20 protein-coding genes are annotated in these 21,586 nt (G+C 61.4%); 10 read left to right on the plus strand and 10 right to left on the minus strand.

Features of this window, described 5'->3' with window-relative positions; genetic code table 11:
* Window positions 1–47: 47 nt before the first annotated feature.
* From CEW89_RS05225 to rplM, 4 genes are all read right to left on the minus strand, one after another.
* Complete coding sequence (locus CEW89_RS05225; RefSeq protein ID WP_096805163.1) at window positions 48–860, minus strand: hypothetical protein; 813 nt, start codon at window positions 858–860, stop codon at window positions 48–50.
* A 24-nt stretch (window positions 861–884) separates the two neighbouring features.
* Window positions 885–1,883, minus strand: a complete 999-nt coding sequence (locus tag CEW89_RS05230) for a GSCFA domain-containing protein (RefSeq protein WP_096805164.1) — start codon at window positions 1,881–1,883, stop codon at window positions 885–887.
* A gap of 193 nt (window positions 1,884–2,076) precedes the next feature.
* Complete coding sequence (rpsI, locus tag CEW89_RS05235; RefSeq protein WP_096805165.1) at window positions 2,077–2,562, minus strand: 30S ribosomal protein S9; 486 nt, start codon at window positions 2,560–2,562, stop codon at window positions 2,077–2,079.
* Between the two features lie 5 nt (window positions 2,563–2,567).
* On the minus strand, window positions 2,568–3,029 hold the full coding sequence (rplM, locus tag CEW89_RS05240) for a 50S ribosomal protein L13 (RefSeq protein WP_066704957.1): 462 nt from the start codon (window positions 3,027–3,029) through the stop codon (window positions 2,568–2,570).
* Window positions 3,030–3,286: 257 nt separating this feature from the next.
* Between rplM and CEW89_RS05245 the strand changes: the two genes are divergently transcribed.
* Window positions 3,287–3,973, plus strand: coding sequence for a VIT1/CCC1 transporter family protein (locus CEW89_RS05245; protein ID WP_066704956.1), 687 nt, complete (start codon window positions 3,287–3,289; stop codon window positions 3,971–3,973).
* Window positions 3,974–4,031: 58 nt separating this feature from the next.
* Here CEW89_RS05245 and CEW89_RS05250 read toward each other — a convergent pair whose 3' ends face one another.
* Window positions 4,032–6,071 (minus strand): TonB-dependent receptor domain-containing protein, encoded by a 2,040-nt coding sequence (locus CEW89_RS05250; protein ID WP_157779762.1) that lies wholly within the window; start codon window positions 6,069–6,071, stop codon window positions 4,032–4,034.
* Between the two features lie 349 nt (window positions 6,072–6,420).
* On the opposite strand from CEW89_RS05250, the gene CEW89_RS05255 reads away from it, so the two are divergent.
* On the plus strand, window positions 6,421–7,635 hold the full coding sequence (locus CEW89_RS05255) for an NADP-dependent isocitrate dehydrogenase (RefSeq protein WP_066705080.1): 1,215 nt from the start codon (window positions 6,421–6,423) through the stop codon (window positions 7,633–7,635).
* 78 nt (window positions 7,636–7,713) lie between these two features.
* Here CEW89_RS05255 and CEW89_RS05260 read toward each other — a convergent pair whose 3' ends face one another.
* A complete protein-coding gene (locus CEW89_RS05260) occupies window positions 7,714–7,947 on the minus strand; it encodes a hypothetical protein (protein ID WP_096805167.1) in 234 nt (77 codons plus the stop codon).
* A 464-nt stretch (window positions 7,948–8,411) separates the two neighbouring features.
* Here CEW89_RS05260 and CEW89_RS05265 point away from each other — a divergent pair, with 464 nt between their 5' ends.
* The 8 genes from CEW89_RS05265 to CEW89_RS05300 all read left to right on the plus strand — a co-directional run bounded on the left by CEW89_RS05265 (window position 8,412) and on the right by CEW89_RS05300 (window position 14,678).
* Complete coding sequence (locus tag CEW89_RS05265) at window positions 8,412–8,978, plus strand: HupE/UreJ family protein (protein ID WP_066704950.1); 567 nt, start codon at window positions 8,412–8,414, stop codon at window positions 8,976–8,978.
* A gap of 148 nt (window positions 8,979–9,126) precedes the next feature.
* Window positions 9,127–9,741 (plus strand): hypothetical protein, encoded by a 615-nt coding sequence (locus tag CEW89_RS05270; protein WP_096805168.1) that lies wholly within the window; start codon window positions 9,127–9,129, stop codon window positions 9,739–9,741.
* Window positions 9,742–9,875: 134 nt separating this feature from the next.
* The gene (locus CEW89_RS05275; RefSeq protein WP_157779763.1) at window positions 9,876–10,307 is read left to right on the plus strand and encodes a hypothetical protein; all 432 of its coding nucleotides are present in this window, start codon (window positions 9,876–9,878) and stop codon (window positions 10,305–10,307) included.
* Between the two features lie 159 nt (window positions 10,308–10,466).
* Window positions 10,467–11,033 carry a YitT family protein gene (locus tag CEW89_RS05280; protein ID WP_342352348.1) on the plus strand — a complete coding sequence of 189 codons (567 nt, stop codon included), beginning with the start codon at window positions 10,467–10,469 and terminating at the stop codon, window positions 11,031–11,033.
* A gap of 23 nt (window positions 11,034–11,056) precedes the next feature.
* The gene (locus tag CEW89_RS05285) at window positions 11,057–11,671 is read left to right on the plus strand and encodes a YitT family protein (protein ID WP_096805171.1); all 615 of its coding nucleotides are present in this window, start codon (window positions 11,057–11,059) and stop codon (window positions 11,669–11,671) included.
* 14 nt (window positions 11,672–11,685) lie between these two features.
* Window positions 11,686–12,021, plus strand: a complete 336-nt coding sequence (locus tag CEW89_RS05290; RefSeq protein WP_066704940.1) for a DMT family transporter — start codon at window positions 11,686–11,688, stop codon at window positions 12,019–12,021.
* Between the two features lie 99 nt (window positions 12,022–12,120).
* Window positions 12,121–13,938 carry a translational GTPase TypA gene (gene typA, locus CEW89_RS05295; protein ID WP_096805172.1) on the plus strand — a complete coding sequence of 606 codons (1,818 nt, stop codon included), beginning with the start codon at window positions 12,121–12,123 and terminating at the stop codon, window positions 13,936–13,938.
* A gap of 152 nt (window positions 13,939–14,090) precedes the next feature.
* Complete coding sequence (locus CEW89_RS05300; protein WP_096805173.1) at window positions 14,091–14,678, plus strand: VOC family protein; 588 nt, start codon at window positions 14,091–14,093, stop codon at window positions 14,676–14,678.
* A 49-nt stretch (window positions 14,679–14,727) separates the two neighbouring features.
* Here CEW89_RS05300 and CEW89_RS05305 read toward each other — a convergent pair whose 3' ends face one another.
* The 4 genes from CEW89_RS05305 to CEW89_RS05320 form a co-directional block, all read right to left on the minus strand.
* Window positions 14,728–15,015, minus strand: a complete 288-nt coding sequence (locus CEW89_RS05305; RefSeq protein WP_066704933.1) for a DUF1330 domain-containing protein — start codon at window positions 15,013–15,015, stop codon at window positions 14,728–14,730.
* Between the two features lie 3 nt (window positions 15,016–15,018).
* Window positions 15,019–17,670 carry an alanine--tRNA ligase gene (alaS, locus tag CEW89_RS05310; RefSeq protein WP_096805174.1) on the minus strand — a complete coding sequence of 884 codons (2,652 nt, stop codon included), beginning with the start codon at window positions 17,668–17,670 and terminating at the stop codon, window positions 15,019–15,021.
* 138 nt (window positions 17,671–17,808) lie between these two features.
* Window positions 17,809–18,870, minus strand: coding sequence for a recombinase RecA (recA, locus tag CEW89_RS05315; RefSeq protein WP_238379714.1), 1,062 nt, complete (start codon window positions 18,868–18,870; stop codon window positions 17,809–17,811).
* A 296-nt stretch (window positions 18,871–19,166) separates the two neighbouring features.
* Entirely contained in the window at window positions 19,167–21,473 is a 2,307-nt protein-coding gene (locus CEW89_RS05320; RefSeq protein ID WP_096807135.1) for an ATP-binding protein, read from the minus strand.
* Window positions 21,474–21,586: the final 113 nt, after the last annotated feature.

The following is a 21,586-nucleotide window of genomic DNA, read 5'->3' on the forward strand; positions in this document are numbered from 1 at the left end:
ATCCTGTGAGGTTTTTGATCAAATGCGCAAGAGCCAACCCGCAAGCCTCACGCCGCAATGGGTAAATTCATCGCAACTGCCACTTGATCGACCATCAAACGGGCAAAATCCGCATTGGCATGCAGCACATCGTCGTCGTCATGCGCCAGGCCTTTGCGCTTGGCGAGCCGCACCGAGCCACGCAGAAAGGACTCGCTCGTGAACAGCCCCTCCTCCACCGTCTCCGCCGGTTGCGGGATAAACTTGAGCCGCCGGGACGCACAGAACGCCTCTGTCTCCCGGTCGAACCAGTCGGACACGAAACCCCCGTCGCCACGGGCCGCCAACTGGGTGAATCCAAGATAGGTGCCGCCGCGCTCCCGCACCCGCCCCGAGGGCCGCGGCTGGCTTGCGACGAAGACCGGCGCGTCACAGGCCGCCCGCAGCATCAGGGCAAGCTTCATTCCCGCCGTGCGCATCAGACGCTCCGTCCCATAGGCCCTGAGCATCGCGGTCGAGGCCAAGGGCCGACCGTCCTCCAAGGCGCTTAACGCTCCCTTCACCGACGGCATGTCGACCGAAGACAGCTCACGGAACATCCGCACGAAAGTGAAGACCGAAACATGCAGCCCGGTGACGACGAAACCGTCGTAATCGGAGAGCGCAAAGGCGTCACGCCCGACCAGATGGGCGAGCCGCGCCCGTGCCTCCGCATCCTCGCTCAGAAACCGCCCGTCCTGCACCTCGAAGCGCGACAGCGCATCGCCATGTGCCCCAAACATGTCGAGCGCCATCCCCGGCCAGCGCGCGGCATCGCGCTCCGCCGCCGTGGCGAAGGCGGCCATGTGGGAATTGCCCAGAACGCAGAGCCGCTTGGTCATCTCGCCCCCTTCACTTTGCCAGCTTCATTTCCGGAGCGCCTCCAGAAGCGCGTCTTCGCAGACCACATCGTCCTCCGCCTCCTCGCTGTCAGAAAACTCTTCATGCTGCATCGCCTCGACAGGCTCCAGAAGCCCCTGCGCGGTGAGAAAGATCGCCATGACCCGCTCAACCGTTTCCGGGCGGACCGAGCGCAGGTTGGCGGCAAAGGCAGGCGCGGTGTTGGCCCATGTGGTCACCAGCTCATAGGACGGGAAATAATCCACACTCTTCCGGGAGGCGGCGAAATCGCCCGCCGCAGCACGTAGCACGGATTTCGAATAGGTCGTCGCCGCCAGAACGTGCTGACCCGAAGCGGTGGCCGTGAGCGGCACCGGCGAGACGGTCAGCAGGAGCCGGATGTTCCTGTTCAGCATCCTGAGCAGGCGCTGGATCTCAGCCAGATCGGCCATGATCTCGTCATAGGTGAAATTGTGAAACACATGGCGCTTGCGATAGCTGCCCGCGATCACGCCCGGAGCCATCGCCATGGTGCGGTTGACCCCAGTGTGAATCCAGCCCTCGGTCAGGCCAAGGGTGAAGACGAAGACATCCGCCATCTGCGCCAGAGACACCACTTTCATGAGATGCTCGCGCCTGAGCTCGATCGCCTCTTCCCGGCTCTCGCACCCCTCGGGCTCCACCCCGGGCCGCAACGCATCGAACCAACGATCTTCACGGGTCAGGAACAGGCGGGTGTAAACCTGCCCGGCAATGGCATCTTCGAGCAGCTCGCGCATCTGCCGGGCGGTGTAGACATTGCCATAGCGCGCCGAATAGAGGCCATAGCCATAGCGGCGGGCCAGCGCATCGCTCATCCCTTTCGGCTTGGGCTCGGCATCGAGTACATTGACCCCGGCCAGCGTCAGGTAATTGCCGATATGCTGGGCGAAACAGCTCCCCGCCGTGGCCACGGCCGTATCGCGCCTGATGCGCACCTTCGGCATATACATCCCCGGCCAGCTCTGGCGGTCGGTCTCGACCACCCCGCTGCGCCAGAAACTTCGCGAAGGAATATCTTCGTAGGGATGGGACAAATTTCAGGCGGCTCGCATCGAACGGATTTGCCCCACTATGAACCGCAGGGCCCGGGTTGCCAAGGGGATCGCAGCTTCGTCTTCCGGCATGAAAAAGGGCCGCCCGAAGGCGACCCTTTGAAACTTTGAACCAGTCCGGCGATTAACGCTTGGAGAACTGGAAGGAACGGCGGGCTTTGCGCTTACCGAATTTCTTCCGTTCCACAACACGGGAGTCGCGGGTCAGGAAGCCGGCGGCTTTCAGAGCGCCGCGCAGTTCCGGGTTGTAGAGCTGCAGAGCTTTGGAGATGCCGTGTTTCACAGCACCGGCCTGACCGGAGAGACCGCCGCCTTTGACGGTGGCGACAACGTCGAATTCACCTTCGACGCCGGCGATCTGGGCCGGTTGTTTCACGATGAGCTGGAGCACCGGACGGGCGAAGTACACGGACATGTCCTTGCCGTTGACGGTGACCTTGCCGGAACCCGGCTTGATCCAGACGCGGGCGACAGCGTCTTTACGCTTGCCGGTGGCGTAGGAACGGCCCAGTTCGTCACGAACGGGTTCACGGGGGGCGGCTTCGACGACGAGGGTCTCACCACCGGCGACTGCGCTCAGCGCGTCGAGGGATTTGATTTCTTCAGCCATCGGTCTCAGCTCCGGGTGTTTTTCTTGTTCATGGACTTGACGTCCAGCACTTCCGGGCTCTGAGCTTCATGCGGGTGCTCGGAGCCGGCGTAAACGCGCAGGTTGGTCATTTGCTGGCGGGACAGCTTGCCGCCCGGCAGCATACGTTGCACGGCTTTGGTCACGACGCGTTCCGGGTGATCGCCTTCGAGGATCTGACCGATGGTGCGGGATTTGATGCCGCCCGGGTGGCCGGTGTGCCAGTAGAAGCGCTCGTCGGTGCGTTTCTTGCCGGACAACTGGATTTTGTCGGCGTTGATCACGATGACGTTGTCACCCATGTCCATGGACGGGGTGAAGGTCGCTTTATGTTTGCCACGCAGGCGCATGGCGACGATGGAAGCAAGACGGCCCAGCACGACGCCTTCAGCGTCGATCAGGATCCATTTCTTGTCCACGTCCGCGGGAGTAGCGGAAAAGGTTTTCATGTTTCTTGCCCTTATGGGATAGGAATTCGATTGAGCGTGTTCTAAGCATTTCACGCCCCGCGTCAAGCGCCCGCTACTTCGATTTTCCATTCAAAAACAAATGCTTAAAAAATAGGTATTATTATACCCCATAAAATCCCCGGCTTTCTCCGCAAAATCCGGTCCACATCGGGTTTGAGCGATGTCATGGAGCGCTCTATAGCTCTCTTCTACCATCGCAGCCAGTCGGATGCGAGACGCGCAAGAAGGATCCCAGCATGTTCGCCAGGCCCAGGCTCACCGATCACCTGAAACAGATCGTCTATGGCGGCAACGACGGCATCGTCACCACCTTCGCCATTGTCGCAGGTTACGCGGGCGCCAATGCCGAGGGAGGCGGGGAGCTCGCCACGCTGGCGGTGCTGGTCTTCGGGCTGGCCAATCTCTTTGCCGATGCGACGTCGATGGGGCTGGGTGAATTCCTCTCTGCCCGCGCCGCGCGCGACATGATCCGGCGGCGGCAAGCCCGGCTGTCGCGCGATCCTTCGGCACAGATCGGCGCGCTCACCCGGCATCTCAAGGGCCACGGGCTGTCGACGCTCGACGCCACCACCATGGCAACTCTGGCCGCCAAATCACCTGGCCTGATGGCGGAGATCACCCTGTCGCAGGTCGAGGGGCTGGAAGACCCCGGTCAGGGGGCGCTCTGGCCACGGGCGCTGATCACCTTCCTCTCCTTCGTGAGCTTCGGCGTGATCCCGATCCTGCCCTATATCCTCGGCCTCCCCGGCCCCGACCAGTTTACCGCCGCAGTGGCCGCCACCGTGCTCGCACTGACACTTCTGGGGCTGTTGCGCCATGTGGCGACGCGGGCCGGGCTCTGGCGCGCGATCGGGGAAACGGTCTTCCTCGGCGGCATCTGCGCCATGGTCGCCTATGCGGTCGGGGTGATCGTGGCGGGATGACGCCAAAAGGCCTGCCCCCGAAGGAGCAGGCCCGCCTGATATTCCATCCGCGAAGGGCTCAGAACCGGTAGGTCATCCCCACCTGAATCGTCCGCCCGCGCCCACCGAAGTCGTTGGAGTAATCCACCGAGCCGGTCGAGGCGTCGACGTAATAGGTGTCAGCGACGTTCTCGATATTGGCGTAAAGCTCCAACGAGTCCGTGACGTCCCAAGAGGCATAAAGGTCGACCACCGTGTAATCATCCACCGGCTGCACGGTCCCCTCGCCGGTCACGAAGGACATGATCGCAATCGAGCTTTCCCCGACATAGCGCACCCGCGTGCCGATCCGGGCATCGCCCTCCAAAAGTTTCATTCCGAGATCGAGAGTCAGGTACTGATCCGGCAGTTCGCCGTATTGGTCCTGACCATAGCCAGCATAGGTGGCAATCGGCTGATCCGTGTCGGAGAGCGTGAAAGCGAGGCTGCCAAAGAACCGGTCGTTTTCGAACCCGCCCGACAATTCCAATCCGCGCATGTGCGTTGTGCCATCAATGTTCACATAACGCACATTGCTGTCCGTATCCTGCTGATACCCGATGTAATCGTCGATATCCGACTGGAACAGCACCGCCTCGGCCCAGAGCCCCTCGCGGGCAAAGCTCACGCCGATCTCAAAGGTCTCGGCCTTTTCCGCCTCAAGGTCCGGGTTGGTCAAAACCGAGTTGGCCGCCGTCGCATGCGAACCGCCGCCGTAGAACATTTCCGTCACCGTCGGCGCGCGCATGGTCTGGGCGTAAGAGCCATAGACAGACCAGGCGTCGCTCAGATGATAGCGCGCCGACAGGTTGGGGTTCCATTCGCCAGCGCTGCGGGACACCTCGTCGCTGTCGATCAGCCCGGTGAGCTTGTAGTGATCGTAACGCAGGCCCGCGCCCAGTTCCCAATTGCCAATCGCATAAGCCGCCGACAGGAAGGCCCCGGACTTCGCAAGTTTGCCATCCGAGTTCGACCCGCCGTATTCATTGATGTCGAAATCGTTCTCCGTGTAGGCGACGCCGTAATTCAGCAACAGCTCTCCATTCGCCAGCGCGATGCGGCTTGTATTGGAAAGATCGCCCCCAAGCGTCGCATCCGTGCCATCCCGCCCAAGATAGGAACCGGAGGTCTTGCCTTCGCCGGTCGGAAAGCTGAAATCCAGCTCCTGCCAGTACAGTTTGGCGCTGACGTCGATCAGCGGATCGCCCGGATCATAGGCCATCTCCGCCACCACGCTCTGACGTTTCACATCCCAGATGTAGCCCGATGAACTGGTCGGGTAGAAAGTGTTGTCGTAATCCTGCGCGGTCAGGTTGAATTCGAGATCGGACGACGGGCGATAGCGCATCTTGGCCAGAAGCGTGCGCGGTTCGTCCTTGTAATACTCACTGGTCTCCGTGCCATCGCCATCCTGATAGGGCCCGTCGTTATAACCGCTCACCGCCGCCATGCCACCGAACACGCCGTCGGCGCTTTGCATCGCGCCCGCAAACGTCGCCGCCGCATCCTTGCCATTGTCGCCGAAGCTCAGCCGCACCATACCGCCGGAGGTCTCCCCTTCCTCCAGCAGATCGTCGATGCCGATGGTGCGGAAATTCGCAGCCCCGGCCAGTGCGCCCATGCCGGCCGCCCCTGCAACCGCGCCTTTCGCAATATCCGCCTCGGCCAGCAAACCGGGATCGAGATAGACCTGATCGTCATAGGAGCCGCCATGCCCCGACATGTTGCGGAAGGTCTGCGGGATACCGTCGATCATGGTGTTGACCCGGCCAAAGCCCTGCATGCCACGGATGTTCACCGAAACCGCCGGGCTGTCGGAGGGCGAACGGGTGAAGGCACCGGGCGCATTGCGCACCGCGGTCGCAACATCGCCGCCATAGGTTTCGACCAGCGCCGTGCCGTCGATCGTGCTGACGGAGCCGCCGGAGAGGGTCTCTGCCCCCTCCTCCGTTTCGCCCTGAACCACGATCAGGTCGAGCTGTGTCATATCCTGTGCGGCAAGCGGCAGGCCAGGCAGAACCAGCGCGGCACTGAGCAGCAGCCGGGCGCGGGCCCGTTCGGGCCATAGAAATACGGTCATGAGAATCCCCTCTGATGTCTCCGGATCGGTTGAATCTTGGGCTTTCGTGATCTCGGGGGCCGGGTTCGGGGACCTTGGGCTGCCTGGCACCGGCATGCACCTGCCGGGAAAGCGTATGAGACGCCGTGTATGAATTCTTAGTTTTTCTGTCAACTTTAAAATCACATTTCGTGACGGCATGAACTGCCGCGAAATCGGGCAAAGCCGAAGGCCGCAACACGCAGCCCCCCCCACCGCCACTCTCAGCTTTGTGAAAATTTGGTATACAATGGTATGCACATCTTCCACTCGCCTCGGATATGGTCTAAAAGAAAGCGACTCTCCCAGACCCCTCATGGAGCTCCCCCAGATGACCAAGATCAAGGTAGACAACCCCATCGTCGAGATGGACGGCGATGAGATGACCCGCATCATGTGGGATTTCATCAAGAAGAAACTCATCCTGCCCTACCTCGACATCGACCTGCTCTATTACGATCTCGGCATCGAAGAGCGCGACGCCACCGAGGACCAGATCACCATCGACGCCGCGATGAAGACCAAGGAGGTCGGTGTCGCCGTCAAATGCGCGACCATCACCCCCGACGAGCAACGCGTCGAGGAATTCGGCCTCAAGAAAATGTGGAAATCGCCCAACGGCACGATCCGCAACATCCTCGGCGGCGTGGTGTTCCGCCAGCCGATCATCTGCAAGAACGTGCCGCGCCTCGTGCCCGGCTGGACCAACCCGATCGTGGTCGGCCGTCACGCCTTCGGCGACCAGTATAAGGCCACCGATTTCCGCTTCCCCGGCAAGGGGCAGTTGACGATGAAATTCACCGGCGAGGACGGCACGGAGATCGAACATGTGGTCTATGACGCCCCCTCGGAGGGCGTGTTCATGGGCATGTACAACCTCGACGCCTCGATCCGCGATTTCGCCCGCGCCTCGCTGAACTACGGTCTCAACGTCGGCTGGCCGGTCTATCTCTCGACGAAAAACACCATCCTCAAGGCCTATGACGGTCGCTTCAAGGACATCTTCCAGGAGATCTACGAAGAGGAATTCGCCGATGCCTTCAAAAAGGCGGGCATCTGGTACGAACACCGGCTGATCGACGACATGGTCGCCTGTGCGATGAAATGGTCCGGGAAATTTGTCTGGGCCTGTAAAAACTACGACGGTGACGTGCAATCCGACACCGTGGCGCAGGGCTTCGGTTCGCTGGGTCTCATGACCTCGCAACTCATGACCCCAGACGGCAAGATCGTCGAGGCCGAAGCCGCCCACGGCACCGTGACACGCCACTATCGTCAGCATCAGGCGGGCGAAGCCACATCGACCAACTCGATCGCCTCGATTTACGCCTGGACCGGCGGCCTGAAGCACCGCGCGAAACTCGACGGCAACGAACAGCTCATGCGCTTTGCCACCACGCTGGAAAAAGTCATCGTCGACACCGTCGAAAGCGGTTTCATGACCAAGGACCTTGCCCTGCTCGTCGGCCCGAACCAGGGCTGGCTCACCACCATGGGCTTCCTCGAGAAGATCGACGAGAACCTGAACAAGGCTCTGGCGGGCTGAGATCCCCAGTCCACCCCGCCACAAAGGCCGGAGCTCGCACGCTCCGGCCTTTTTTATGCCGATGTCATGCGCAGTCTATCAGCGGAAATCCTGCCACTCCGCCTTTCCCGGAGGCGCTTCGGGCGGCAGACCGATGTCACGGCGCAGATGTGCATTGAGATCGCCCGGGTTTTTCGCCAGCCGTGCCTCGCGTTTGAGCGCGCCACGCGCGGCAAAGGCGGCGCGGAGCACCTGCCAGAAGCCGTGACTTTCGATCAGGGGTTGCAGAGCCTGCCGCAGGGAAAGCGGCGCGGAGGGATTGGAAACCAACATGAGATTTTCCCGGCAAACACCGGGCCCTATTGAGAGATTTTGGAAGAAATGGGCCGCGCCGGACGCCCGATCCAAGACAAAATGTCGGAAATCAGAAGACGTCTTAACCGGCCCGTTGCAAAGAACAGACACGGCAGCGATGACGGGTTTTCAGGAAAAGGATCGTTTAAGATCGCAGAGCTTTGCCAGCTCCCTTGCCACACAGGGTCATCGCCGCAGAGGCGTGTCCACGGAGGGTATGTCGAATGCTGATGATCATGTCGCCCTCCTTCGTGGCTGTTTGCAATGAGCGCACCATGGATGACGCCCGAATTTGAGGCAAAGGTTTTTTTCTTCCGCGAGGAAACCGTGTCCTTTTTGCCGCAAAGCCCGCCCCGCCCCTTGCCTGTGCCGTGCGGCTTCGTCAGGTTGGGCAGAGGCGTGACCCAACCCGGGGCGCCCGTTGACTTCAGTAAGGGACAGTCATGAACAAATATCTCCTGACCGGGCTTTTCGCCCTTCTCGCCAGCCCCGCCCTCGCCCATCTGCCGCCCGAGGAGCACGGCTCCTTTCTGGCCGGGGTGAGCCACCCGCTCTTCGGTCTCGATCACGTGCTGGCGATGCTCGCCGTCGGCGTCTGGGCGCTGCAGATCGGCGGCAAGGCGCTCTGGGCCGTGCCTGCGGGCTTCGTCGGCGCCATGACGCTGGGCTATATCGGCGGCATCACCGGCCTGCCCCTGCCCTTCGTCGAACCGATGATCCTCGCTTCCGCCATCGTGATCGGCCTCCTGGTCAGCTTCGCCGTGCGTCCGGGTCTCTGGGGCGGGGTCGCCATCGCCGCCTTCTTCGGCCTGTTCCACGGCCATGCCCATGGCGCGGAACTCGGTGCGGCCCATGCGATGGGCTTTGGCGTCGGTTTCATCTTCGCAACCGCGGCGCTGCATGCGGCGGGCATCGTGATGGCCCAGTTCATGGCCCGCGCCCATCCGCTCGCGCCCCGCTTCCTCGGCGCGGCCTCGGCGCTTCTGGGGCTGTCACTGGTGTTCGGCTGATCGCCACGACGATCACGAAGAATTAACCATAACCTACGGATTGCGCGGAAAAATTACGCCGTAAAATTTCCGCGCAATTTTACCTGTTATCTCGAATTTAAACCACGGGCACCTATCTTCTGATCATCAGGAGAACAGAAGGTTTCCGATGCAGATTTCCTCTGCCTATCATTTTCCCGCCCCCCAAGGGACGACACAGGGCTCCCCCCAGGGCAGCCAGTCGCAAAACCGGACCGCCGTCCCGGATGCGGAGGCGCGCGGCTCTTCGGTGTCCGACGGCCCGGCCTCGCAAGACTCGCCGCAAAACCCGGCGAAATCCACCACCGACACCGGCAAAAGCACTGCGGTTCAGAGCGCACGCGACATCTTTGCCCGCTACGACCTCACCGCGATTTCCGCCAATGAGATCGACCGGCTGACCGCCGATCTGAAGGCCGCGCGCTTCGACGATCTGGGGTTTGTCATGGGGCTCGAACGCCAGGGGGCGAGCTATCGTGCCGATATGGAACATTCCGGCAGCGTCTATGGCATTGGCGGTGCCGAGGCGTTCGATCCCGATGCGCCGATGGACCTGATCGCGCAAACCCGCTCCGATCTGGCCTTGGCACGGCGTTACGGTCAGGACACCGAGCGCCTGTCCACACACCTGTTCAAGCTCGAGGAAGCACAGATGACCCGCCCGGTCGCGACTGCCACCGTCTCGCCCCCGCAACTCGCGGAGACGCTGGTGCTGTTTCAGGCCCAACGCCTTTGGATCGAATGACCCCCAACCCAAAAGGTTCCGCCATGCAGATTGCCGCCGACACGAAGATACCGCAGCCCGTGCCAAAAGGCCTCCCGCTCCCATCCCCGGGACCGGAAAGTGCGGCAGAGGCCCGGAGCGGCTTCACCCCCGCCATGAGCGCCGAAGAAATTTACGCAGAATACGATTTCACCGCGATCACCCCGCGCCAGATCGACGAACTGGCCGACCGGCTGCGCGACAATGGCGTCTACGATTTCGGCACCATGATGGCGCTTGAGACGCGCGGCGAGCGGTTTGTGCAGCATATGCACGACATGCTCTATGAAGCCGGGCTCATTGACACGCCGGAGTTCGGCGCCACCACGCCCATGGATCTGATCGAAGGGTTCAAGGCCCGGATCGAGATGTCGCGGCGCCATGGCGACCCGACCGCGTTTCATCAGCGTGCGCTCGACCGGATCGAAGAATTGCAGCGCCTGTCGGAGGCGCGGCGTGCAGAGCCCCGCTCTCCCGTCGCAACCACGCCCGTCGCGACGCCCGCGCTGACCCAGTCTCTGTTCGGATTGCAAACAACCGCCACCTGAACTGCTGCAATTTTCCTCAGCCCTGCGCCCCGCTCCGATTTTGTCATGGGCAAGCTGCATTTTGCGCTAGACAGGTCAGCAAAGCTGTCCTACCTACAGCTTATGCCAGCCCCCTTACCCCTTCCGGAGAATCCCCCGAAACACAGCCTCATCGAGGATGTGCAGGGCTTTTCCATCGCGCTTATCACCACCTCCATCGGCTTGGTGATCATCAATCAGCTCGGTTTCATCACCGGACAGACGGCGGGGCTGGCGCTGGTGATCTCCTATCTCACCGGCTGGTCGTTCTCCTGGGTGTTCTGGCTGATCAACGTGCCGTTCTATGCGCTGGCATGGTTCCGCATGGGCACGGAATTCACCGTAAAATCAGCGATTTGCGTCACCGTCGCCTCCGTCCTGATCGCGCAGATTCCGAACTGGATGACGTTTTCCTACATCAACCCGCTGTTCGGCACGGTCGCCTTCGGCATTCTGGCGGGCTATGGGCTTTTGGGAATCTTCCGGCACAAGGGCTCACTCGGCGCACTCGGCGTCATCGCGCTTGTGGCACAGGACCGCTTCGGCGTCCGGGCAGGCATTGTCCAGCTCGGCTTCGACGCCGTGCTGTTTGCCGTGGCGTTCTTCCTTTTCGAACCGACGCGGGTGTTGTATTCGCTCCTCGGCGCGGCGGTTCTCAATGGCGTGATCGCCTTCAACCACCGCCGGGACCGTTATATCGCCAACTGACCGACGAAAGACCGGGGACACTCATGCAAACGGATGTGCAAAAACCCGAGAAACACACATGGTTCGAGGATCTTCAGGGCTATCTTTTCGGCACCTCCATGTGTGCCTTCGCCCTTGTCATGCTGCGGTCTCTGGGGCTGATCACCGGGCAGATGGCGGGGCTGGCCGTGCTGATTTCCTATGTCACCGACCTGCCCTTCGGCTGGGTCTTTTTTGCCGTCAACCTGCCATTCTACTGGTTCGGCTACAAACGCATGGGCAAGGTCTTCGTCGGCAAGACCTTTGTCAACGTGGCGCTGATTTCGGTTCTCTCGGAATGGTTCCCCTCGATGGTCTCCTTCGAAGGCGTCACACCCTGGTTCGGTGCGGTGATGGTCGGGTTCATGACCGGCGCGGGCCTCATGGCGATCTTTCGCCACGGCGGATCGCTGGGCGGACTGGGCATCCTCGCGCTCTATCTTCAGGACGCGACCGGCTTCAAGGCGGGCTATGTCCAACTGGCCTTCGACGCCTGCCTGTTTGCCATCGCGTTCTTCGTGATGCCCCTGCCCCTCGTGCTCTATTCGCTTCTGGGCGCTGTCGTCGTGAACCTCGTGATCGCAATCAACCACCGTCGCGACCGCTATATCGCGATGTGAACGGAGCCGGGATCATGCCGAAACATTACCTTTTCCTCATTGCCGCCATCGTCTCCGAAGTCATCGGCACCTCGGCGCTCAATGCCTCGCAGCAGTTCACCAAACCTCTGCCGACCGCTGCGGTGGTCATCGGCTATGGCCTCGCCTTCTATTTCCTCACCCATGTGCTCAAGGTCATGCCGGTGGGGGTGGTTTACGCCATCTGGTCCGGTCTCGGCATCGTTTTGATCACCCTTGTCGGCCTCGTCGCCTTCGGGCAGAAAATCGACCTCGCGGCGGCTCTTGGCATGGGGTTGATCATCGCAGGCGTGCTTGTCATCCACCTTTTCTCGCACACCGCATCACATTGAACGGCTTTTCACACCGTTCGGGTGCTTTAAAGCTGGCCTTTTGCCCTCTCACCCGTTAGGCGCGGGGCCAAGACATATTCACGACGGAAACCCCACCCTATGGATCTTCGCAATATCGCCATCATCGCCCACGTGGACCACGGCAAGACGACGCTTGTCGATGAGCTTCTGAAACAATCGGGCACCTTCCGCGAAAACCAGGCCACCACCGAGCGTGCCATGGACTCCAACGATCTGGAGCGCGAGCGCGGCATCACCATTCTGGCGAAAGCCACCTCGGTCGAGTGGAAAGGCCATCGCATCAACATCGTCGACACCCCCGGCCACGCCGATTTCGGCGGCGAGGTGGAGCGCATCCTCTCCATGGTCGATGGCGTTGTCCTTTTGGTGGACGCCGCAGAAGGCCCGATGCCGCAGACCAAATTCGTGACCTCGAAAGCGCTGGCTCTCGGCCTGCGCCCGATCGTGGTTCTGAACAAGGTCGACAAACCGGACGCCGAGCCGGACCGCGCGCTGGACGAGTGTTTCGATCTCTTCGCCTCGCTCGATGCCGACGAGGACCAGCTCGACTTCCCGCATCTCTACGCCTCCGGTCGCTCCGGCTGGTGTGACGCCGAACTCGACGGACCGCGCAAGAACCTCGACGCGCTGTTCAACCTGATCCTGAACCACGTGCCCGCACCGAAACAGATCAAGAAACAGGGCGAGCCCTTCACCATGCTCGCCACCACGCTGGGCTCCGACCCGTTCCTCGGCCGTCTGCTCACGGGCCGTGTTGAGAGCGGCAAGATCAAGGCCGGTGCAACCATTCAGGCCCTGACCCGCAACGGTCAGAAGATCGAGCAATTCCAGGTCAAGAAAATCCAGGCCTTCCGCGGTCTCGCCATGGCGGAGATCGAAGAGGCCGTCGCGGGCGATATCGTGTCGCTCTCCGGCATGACAAAAGCGACCGTCTCCGACACGCTCTGCGCGCTGGAAGTTGACGAACCGCTCGAAGCCCAGCCGATCGACCCGCCGACCATCACCGTGACCTTTGGCATCAACGACAGCCCCTTGGCCGGTCGTGAAGGCAAGAAGGTTCAGTCCCGTGTGATCCGCGACCGCCTCATGAAAGAGGCCGAGTCGAACGTCGCGATTAAGATCAAGGACACCCCCGGCGGCGAGGCCTTCGAAGTCTCCGGTCGAGGCGAATTGCAGATGGGCGTTCTCATTGAGAACATGCGCCGCGAGGGCTTCGAGCTGTCGATCTCTCGTCCGCAGGTGATCATGCGCGAAGAGAACGGTCAGCGCATGGAGCCGATCGAGGAAGTCACCGTCGATGTGGACGATGAATACTCCGGCGCGGTGATCGAGAAACTGACCGGCCCGCGCAAGGGCGACCTGACCGAGATGAAACAGCAGAACGGCAAGACGCGGATCATCGCGCATGTGCCGTCGCGCGGTCTGATCGGCTATCACGGTGAGTTCCTCACCGACACCCGCGGCACCGGCGTGCTGAACCGCGTGTTCCATAGCTGGGCCCCCTACAAAGGCGCGATCCCGGGCCGTCGTCAGGGCGTTCTGATCTCCATGGAAGACGGCGAGGCCGTGGCCTATGCGCTGTGGAACCTCGAGGAGCGCGGCAAGCTGTTCCTCGGCGCTCAGGCAAAGGTCTATCAGGGCATGATCATCGGCGAGCATTCGCGTGACAACGATCTCGAAGTGAACCCGCTCAAGGGCAAGAAACTCACCAACGTGCGCGCCTCCGGCACCGACGATGCGGTGCGTCTCACCACGCCCAAGACCCTGTCGCTGGAAGAGGCCATCGCCTATATCAACGACGACGAGCTGGTCGAAGTGACGCCGGAAAGCATCCGCCTGCGCAAACGCTACCTCGACCCGCACGAGCGCAAGCGCAACGCCAAGGCGGCGCAGTAAGCGCGCGTAAGTCTGAGTATTTCAGGCACAAAGGAAACCAAAGGCCCGCCTTCACCGGCGGGTCTTTCTCTTTGGCGCGCAGTCTCTGTGCGCGGGCAGGACTACGGTGTGGCGGGCTTTTCGCCTATCTTGGGCCGAAAGGAGACACGTCCATGCGTAAGATTCAGACCCAGGGGGTTCACCACATCACCATCACCGGCGCGGACCGGCAATCTTCCATCGACTTCTGGGAGGGCGTTTTGGGCATGCCCTTCGTCTTTGACCAACCCAATCTGGACGCGCCCGAACAGGGCCATCTCTATTTCGATCCGGGTGACGGGCGGCTGATCACGGTGTTCACCAATGAGGAGCGAAAGCCGGGCCGTCACAAGATCGACCAGGGGCCCGGCTCGCTGCATCATCTGGCGTTCAACATCTCGAAGGTCACTTTCGACCAGGTGGTGGAGCGGCTGGATGCGCGCGGCGTCAAGCACTCCGGCGTCAAGGATCGCGGGTTCATGGACAGCATCTATTTCCGTGAACCGAACGGCATGTTGATCGAACTTGCGAGCTATCGGTTTGAGCCGCCGCAGGGGTTTACCCATACCGATGTGCTGCACCGTGCGCATTTCATTCGCGTGGCGGCGGGCGACGATCACATCGACACGGTGCATCTCGCCGACGCCATCGAGGAGCTGGTGCATCAGAGCACGAACACGCTGTCCTTCGATCGCAGCCCGAAAAACCCGTTTTCCAAATAAAAGCGGCGCGGAGTGTCCCCCGCGCCGCATTCAAATCCTGTGAGAGATCTCACTCGGTGGTTTCGATCACCACGATGTCCCGCTCGGAAGCGCCATTGGCGTGGCTCAGCGCCTCCTGATATTCAGGGCTGTTGTAGCAGGCGACGGCGGCCTCGACACTGTCGAACCGCGTCACCACATTGCGCGGACGGTCATTACCCTCAAGCTGGACATAGCGCCCGCCCCGCGCAAGGAAGGTGCCACCGTGCTTGGCAATCGCGGGGCCTGCGAGTTTGGCGTAGCGGCCATAGGCCTCTTCGTCGGTGACCTTGATATTGGCGATCCAGAGAGCGGGCATGTCTTATCCTTTCAAAAGCATTTCAGCGGCAGCAATGGCAGCCTCGGCACCGGAGAAGTCCTTGCCCCCGCCCTGCGCCATATCCGGACGACCACCGCCGCCCTGACCGCCCACCGCGGGCACAGCGGCCTTGAGCACGTCGACGGCGGAGATTTTGCCGGTCAGATCGTCGGTCACACCACAGGCGACTGCGACTTTGCCGTCTTCTTCGGCGATCAGAAGGATGACGCCGGAGCCGAGATTGTTTTTATGCGCGTCGATCAAGCCGCGCAGATCCTTGCCGGAGACGCCCGAGAGCGCCTGCGCGAGGAATTTCACGCCGCCGATCTCTTTGGCTTCGACCCCGCCTTTGGCACCGCCACCAAGCGCGATCTGTTGCTTGAGGTTGGCGACCTCCTGCTCCAGTTTCTTGCGCTCGTCCGCGAGCGCCTTGACGCGGTCCACCACCTCGGCGACCGGGGTTTTCAGCAGGGCCGCCACCTCAGCCGCGCGATGCGCCTCGGATTCGAGATGGGCAATCGCCGCCTGACCGGTCAGCGCCTCGATCCGGCGCACACCGGCAGAGGACGCGCTGTCGCCCAGCACCACGCAAACCCCGATGTCGCCGGTGCGTTTCACATGGGTGCCGCCGCAAAGTTCGAGCGAATAGGTCTGGCCATCCGTGCCCTTGCCGGTGTCCGCACGTCCCATGGAGACCACACGAACCTCGTCACCGTATTTCTCGCCGAAGAGCGCCTGCGCTCCAAGTGCACGGGCGTCATCCGGGGTCATGATCCGGGTTTCCACCGCAGTGTTCTGGCGGATGAAGGCATTCACGTCGCGCTTGACCTTGGCGATTTCCTCGGCGCTCAAGGCTTTGGCGTGCGAAAAGTCGAAGCGCAGACGATCCGGCGCATTCAGAGACCCGCGTTGGGCCACGTGATCGCCAAGCGTTTCGCGCAAGGCTTCGTGCAACAGGTGCGTCGCGGAGTGGTTGGCGCGAATGGCAGACCGGCGGGTGTGATCAACCTCGAGAGCCGCCGGTGCGCCGACTTTGATCTCACCGGTCTCGATGGTGGCGAAATGGATGAAGACGCCCGCGACCTTTTTCGTGTCGGTCACTTTGGCGATGGATTTTTCCACGCGGATCACGCCGGTGTCGCCAACCTGACCGCCAGACTCGCCATAGAACGGCGTCTGGTTAACCACGATTTGCACCGTGTCACCCTCTTTGACGCTGTCCACGCGCGCGCCGTCTTTAACGAGCGCCACGATCTCGCCCTCGGCCTTCTCGGTGTCATAGCCTAGGAATTCCGTGGTGCCTTTGTCCTCGGCGATGTCATACCAGACGGTCGCATCCGCCGCTTCGCCAGAGCCGGCCCAGGCCGCACGCGCTTTGGCTTTTTGCTCGGCCATGGCCGCGTCAAAGCCAGAGGTGTCGACCTCGACGCCCTTTTCGCGCAGCGCATCCTGGGTCAGATCGAGCGGGAAGCCGTAGGTATCGTAAAGCTTGAACGCCGCCTCGCCCGGAAGCTTTTCGCCTTCGGGCAGGTCGACCAGCTCGTCTTCCAGCAACTTCAACCCGCGATCCAGCGTCTGGATGAAACGGGTTTCTTCGAGCTTCAGCGTCTCTTCGATCATCGCCTGACCGACGCGCAATTCCGGGTAGGCATCCCCCATCTGGCGCACTAGTTCCGGCACGAGCTTGTGCATGATCGGATCTTTCGCACCCAGAAGATGCGCATGACGCATGGCGCGACGCATGATGCGGCGGAGCACATAGCCCCGGCCCTCATTCGACGGCATCACCCCGTCGGCGATGAGGAAAGAGGTCGAGCGCAGGTGATCCGCGATCACCCGGTGGTGGACGTTCTTGTCGCCATAAGGATCGACAGAGGTCGCATGCGCAGACGCCTCGATCAGCGACTTCATCATGTCGGTGTCGTAGTTGTCGTGCGAGCCCTGCAAAAGCGCCGAAATCCGCTCAAGCCCCATGCCGGTGTCGATCGACTGCATGTCGAGATCGGTCATCGTTCCATCGGCGAATTTCTCGTTCTGCATGAACACGAGGTTCCAGATCTCGATGAAACGGTCGCCATCCTCTTCCGGGCTGCCCGGAGGGCCACCCCAGATGTGATCGCCGTGATCGTAGAAAATCTCGGTACACGGCCCGCAAGGTCCAGTGTCGCCCATCTGCCAGAAGTTGTCCGAGGTGGCGATGCGAATGATCCGATCTTCCGGCACGCCGACCTTTTTCCAAATCTCGAACGCCTCGTCATCGGTGTGATAGACGGTGGTGTAGAGCTTGTCCTTCGGAATGTCGAAATCCTTGGTGATCAGCTCCCAGGCAAAGGGGATCGCCTCATGTTTGAAGTAATCGCCAAAGGAAAAGTTGCCGAGCATCTCAAAGAACGTGTGGTGCCGCGCCGTGTAGCCGACATTGTCCAAATCGTTGTGCTTACCGCCCGCGCGCACACATTTTTGCGCCGTGGTGGCCCGCACGTAATCGCGTTTTTCCACCCCGGTGAAGCAGTTCTTGAACTGCACCATCCCGGAGTTGGTGAACATGAGCGTCGGGTCATTGCGCGGCACGAGCGGCGAACTCGGCACGACGGTGTGACCGTTGCGCTCGAAATAGTTGAGGAAGGTGGAGCGGATATCGTTCACGCTGGGCATGGTGGGCGCGTCCTTACGGAAAATCTTGGCGTTCGGCATGGTTTACCCGCGCGCGCCCGTGCTGTCCATAAGCGCCAAACGGAAAAGGGCCGAAACCCTCATGGCTTCGGCCCTGAAATCCTAGGACGGTCGGACGAATTATTCGTCGTCGTCGATCATGTCATCATGCTCGAACCCGTCGCCCATGTCGAAATCGAGCCCGTGGGCGGCGCGGATCTTGTCCTCGATCTCCAGCGCGGTCTGCGGGTTGTCCTTGAGATAGCGTTTCGCATTCTCCCGGCCCTGCCCGATGCGCTCGTCGCCGTAAGAGAACCACGCGCCGGATTTATCGACCACGCCCGCCTTGACGCCGAGGTCCAAAAGCTCGCCGGTTTTCGAGATGCCTTCGCCATACATGATGTCGAATTCGACCTGTTTGAACGGCGGCGCGACCTTGTTTTTCACGATTTTCACGCGAGTCTCGTTGCCGACCACCTCGTCGCGGTCCTTGATCGCTCCGATGCGGCGGATGTCCATGCGCACGGAGGAGTAGAACTTCAGCGCGTTGCCGCCGGTGGTGGTTTCGGGCGAACCGAACATCACGCCGATTTTCATGCGGATCTGGTTGATGAAAATCACGGTGCATTTCGAGCGGCTGATCGAGCCGGTCAGCTTACGCATCGCCTGCGACATCAGACGGGCCTGAACCCCCACGGAGCTGTCGCCCATGTCGCCTTCAAGCTCGGATTTCGGCGTCAGAGCGGCCACCGAGTCGACCACGACCAGCGACACGGCCCCGGAGCGCACCAAGGTGTCGACGATCTCGAGCGCCTGCTCGCCGGTGTCGGGCTGGGAAATCAGCAGCTCGTCGAGGTCGACGCCGAGTTTCTTGGCATAGATCGGATCGAGCGCATGTTCGGCATCGACGAACGCGCAAACGCCGCCCTTTTTCTGTTCCTCGGCGACGCAATGCAGGGTCAGCGTGGTTTTCCCCGAGGATTCCGGGCCGTAGATCTCGACGATACGGCCTTTCGGAATGCCGCCGATGCCGAGCGCAATATCGAGCCCCAGAGAACCCGTGGAGGTCGCTTCGATCTCCTGCACCGGGTTGTCGGCGCCGAGTTTCATGATCGACCCTTTGCCGAATTGACGTTCGATCTGCGCCAGCGCGCTTTCGAGCGCCTTCTGCTTGTCCCCGTTCTGCTTGTCGTTCTTTGCCATGTTTTTTTCTACGTCTCTGGTCGCCGTTGCCATCTGTTCAATCCCTTATCTCACACCCGTCAAAAAGCGTCCATCGCGGAAACGTCGCGGGGCTGAGGACTGCTCTGAGCGGAACCTTGTTCGCCTCTTGTTCTCACTTATCTTTATGAGCACAAAAAGAGAACATTTCAACTTAAATTTATGGAAATCACTTTGATCTGGAATCGGTTAACGACAGGTTATCAAAAGACCTGGGCGTGCAAAAATTATGCCCTTCCGCAAGGACACCCCCGAAACACATTGAAAAGACACGATTTTCAGTGAAACTGTGCCTGCACGGTCGCGGTCAGTTCCGACAAGGAAAACGGTTTCGGCAGGAAGGTCGAATTCGGAATGCGCGATTGCTGTTCAGAGAAATGATCTTCCGCATAGCCGGAGACGAAGACCACCTTTACACCCGGACGGTGTTTCAGCGCCTCGGAGACCCAGCTCGGCCCGTCCATCCCCGGCATGATCACGTCGGACACGAAAACGTCGATATGCAGGCTCTCGTCCTCCAGCGTTTCGAGCGCCTCCTCGGCATTCTCCGCCTCGATCACCGTATAACCGCGCAGACGCAACGCGCGAGACGCAAAGGCCCGCACCGGCGCCTCGTCCTCCACCAGAAGGATCACGCCGGAGCCCCGCTCGGAGGTCGGATGCGCCTCCGCAACCGGCTTGTTCGCCGCCTCGACCACTGCCTCGGCCCGCGCCGTATGCGCCGGCAGGAAAATGGTGAAGGCCGTGCCGCTGCCCACCATGCTGTCGACGAAAATGAAACCGCCGGTCTGCTTGATGATGCCATAAGCGGTCGACAACCCAAGCCCAGTGCCTTCACCCGTCCGCTTCGTGGTGTAAAACGGTTCGAACACTTTCTGCAGCCGGTCCGGCGGGATGCCGACGCCCTGATCCGACACGGTCACCACGACATATTCCCCCGGCGGAATCGTCGCCCGGTCGCGGGTAAACGCGTCCCGGAGCACCTCGTTGCGGGTCTCGATCTTGATCTCGCCGCCCAACGGCATGGCGTCGCGGGCGTTAACCACAAGGTTCATGATCACCTGCTCGAGCTGGCGCTTGTCGACCCGGATCGGCAGGAGCCCGGCGTCATGGTCGAGCGACAGGCTGACCTTTTCGCCCACCAGACGGTTCAGAAGATGGGTCAGATCGGACAGCGTATCGCGCAGGTCGATCACCTCGGGCTTGAGCGTCTGCTTGCGCGAAAACGCCAGAAGCTGTCCGACCAGAGACGCGGCCCGGTTGGCGTTCTGATGAATCTGCACGAGATCGCCATAGTCCGGATCGGCCTTATCATGACGCAACAGCAACAGATCGCAATGCCCTGATATTGCAGTCAAAAGATTGTTGAAATCATGTGCTACACCACCCGCGAGCTGGCCGATGGCCTGCATCTTTTGCGATTGCACGAATTGCGCCTCGAGCGATTTCAACTCCGTCGCATCAGAGAGCACGGCGATCAGTTCGATCTGGTCCTTCTTGCCTTCTCCCTTGCCTTCGACGCGGTTGAGAGAAATTTGCAGGAAGGTATCGCTTTGCGGGCGCGAGGCCCGCACGAACTCGGGCTTGCGCGCCCGCCCCATGGCCACATCCGAGACCCAGTCCTGCACCGGTCGCCCCAGCCCCTCCACCAGATCGCCAAGACTCAGACGGTCATGCGACGGGATCGCCAGAAGCTCCCGCGCGGGGCGGTTGGATTGCAGGATACGCCCGTCCACTGCCACTTTCAAAAGTGCGACCGGCAACGCGTCCAAGGCCTCCCATGCGCCGAGACTCGGAGTCGTTTCCGGAAGGAAATACAATTCCTTACGTCCCGTTCCCGAGCGTTCATATTGCGCGACGCGGGCATGGATCCGCCCCTCGACACCCGCCAGGACATGGACATCCCCCGGACGGATCGGCAAGTCGGTCACCACCCGGTCCAGCGCCTTTTCGCGATGCCCGATCAGGCGCCGCATCGGTTCGTTCAGAAACAGCACCGTGTTGTTCTTCGACAGGGTGACCATCGGCAGGGAGATCGCGTCGCCATCGAACGCGCCACCGCGTTCGGCCATGTCCTCGAGCCGCCACAGGAAACCGCTTTCGCCAATCAGATGCACCGAGAGGCGCATATGACCGTGGCGCATCACCACGTCCTCGCGCGCCGCCCCTTTGGCCAGCGCCCGCGATTGCAGCCGGCTGAGCGTCGCGCCGGGGGCCGCAAAGACCTCTTCGAGGGCGTGGAGCAGCGTCTGGCCACCGCGCCCGCCGAACCGTTCGATCGCGGCCCGGTTTTCATAGCCGATCACCCCATTCAGATCGGTGGTGAAAGAGGGTGCGGCGTCATTGGCGACAAATTCGGCCAGCGCCATGTTGAGACGGTTGCGCGCCACATGCCGGCGGTGGTTGAGGACCCGCACCAGAAGTGCGGCCCAAAGCAATGCGGCGCCGCCACTGAACAGGATGAGACCGAGTTGCGGGACCGGCAGGATCAAGGCTCCGACACAAAGTGCCAGCCCGCCCAGAGCAAGCCCCATGCTGTAAGGTGCGATCCGTTCGGCCTGTTTCGACAATGGCCCTGCGGTCATGCTGGTGCTGAACACCTGTTCCCCTTTGCGTTTCTTTCCCGGGTGACGCGCCGAACCGGTTGCGCAATACGCAATCCAGAGCACTGTCCCACGGGATGTCCCCGATGTCTTGC

The sequence above is a fragment of the Celeribacter ethanolicus genome, from assembly GCF_002407265.1.
GTDB classification, from domain to species: domain Bacteria; phylum Pseudomonadota; class Alphaproteobacteria; order Rhodobacterales; family Rhodobacteraceae; genus Celeribacter; species Celeribacter ethanolicus.

Bases quoted from the DNA above. Each gene is read 5' to 3' on its own strand.
- CEW89_RS05300 (WP_096805173.1), top strand. From the start codon at position 14,091: ATGCGTAAGATTCAGACCCAGGGGGTTCACCACATCACCATCACCGGC.
- CEW89_RS05245 (WP_066704956.1), top strand. From the start codon at position 3,287: ATGTTCGCCAGGCCCAGGCTCACCGATCACCTGAAACAGATCGTCTAT.
- CEW89_RS05265 (WP_066704950.1), top strand. From the start codon at position 8,412: ATGAACAAATATCTCCTGACCGGGCTTTTCGCCCTTCTCGCCAGCCCC.
- CEW89_RS05225 (WP_096805163.1), bottom strand. From the start codon at position 860: ATGACCAAGCGGCTCTGCGTTCTGGGCAATTCCCACATGGCCGCCTTC.
- rpsI (WP_096805165.1), bottom strand. From the start codon at position 2,562: ATGGCTGAAGAAATCAAATCCCTCGACGCGCTGAGCGCAGTCGCCGGT.
- CEW89_RS05290 (WP_066704940.1), top strand. From the start codon at position 11,686: ATGCCGAAACATTACCTTTTCCTCATTGCCGCCATCGTCTCCGAAGTC.
- CEW89_RS05250 (WP_157779762.1), bottom strand. From the start codon at position 6,071: ATGACCGTATTTCTATGGCCCGAACGGGCCCGCGCCCGGCTGCTGCTC.
- CEW89_RS05305 (WP_066704933.1), bottom strand. From the start codon at position 15,015: ATGCCCGCTCTCTGGATCGCCAATATCAAGGTCACCGACGAAGAGGCC.
- typA (WP_096805172.1), top strand. From the start codon at position 12,121: ATGGATCTTCGCAATATCGCCATCATCGCCCACGTGGACCACGGCAAG.
- CEW89_RS05270 (WP_096805168.1), top strand. From the start codon at position 9,127: ATGCAGATTTCCTCTGCCTATCATTTTCCCGCCCCCCAAGGGACGACA.
- alaS (WP_096805174.1), bottom strand. From the start codon at position 17,670: ATGCCCAGCGTGAACGATATCCGCTCCACCTTCCTCAACTATTTCGAG.
- CEW89_RS05260 (WP_096805167.1), bottom strand. From the start codon at position 7,947: ATGTTGGTTTCCAATCCCTCCGCGCCGCTTTCCCTGCGGCAGGCTCTG.
- CEW89_RS05320 (WP_096807135.1), bottom strand. From the start codon at position 21,473: ATGACCGCAGGGCCATTGTCGAAACAGGCCGAACGGATCGCACCTTAC.
- CEW89_RS05255 (WP_066705080.1), top strand. From the start codon at position 6,421: ATGACCAAGATCAAGGTAGACAACCCCATCGTCGAGATGGACGGCGAT.
- CEW89_RS05285 (WP_096805171.1), top strand. From the start codon at position 11,057: ATGCAAACGGATGTGCAAAAACCCGAGAAACACACATGGTTCGAGGAT.
- rplM (WP_066704957.1), bottom strand. From the start codon at position 3,029: ATGAAAACCTTTTCCGCTACTCCCGCGGACGTGGACAAGAAATGGATC.
- recA (WP_238379714.1), bottom strand. From the start codon at position 18,870: ATGGCAAAGAACGACAAGCAGAACGGGGACAAGCAGAAGGCGCTCGAA.
- CEW89_RS05275 (WP_157779763.1), top strand. From the start codon at position 9,876: ATGAGCGCCGAAGAAATTTACGCAGAATACGATTTCACCGCGATCACC.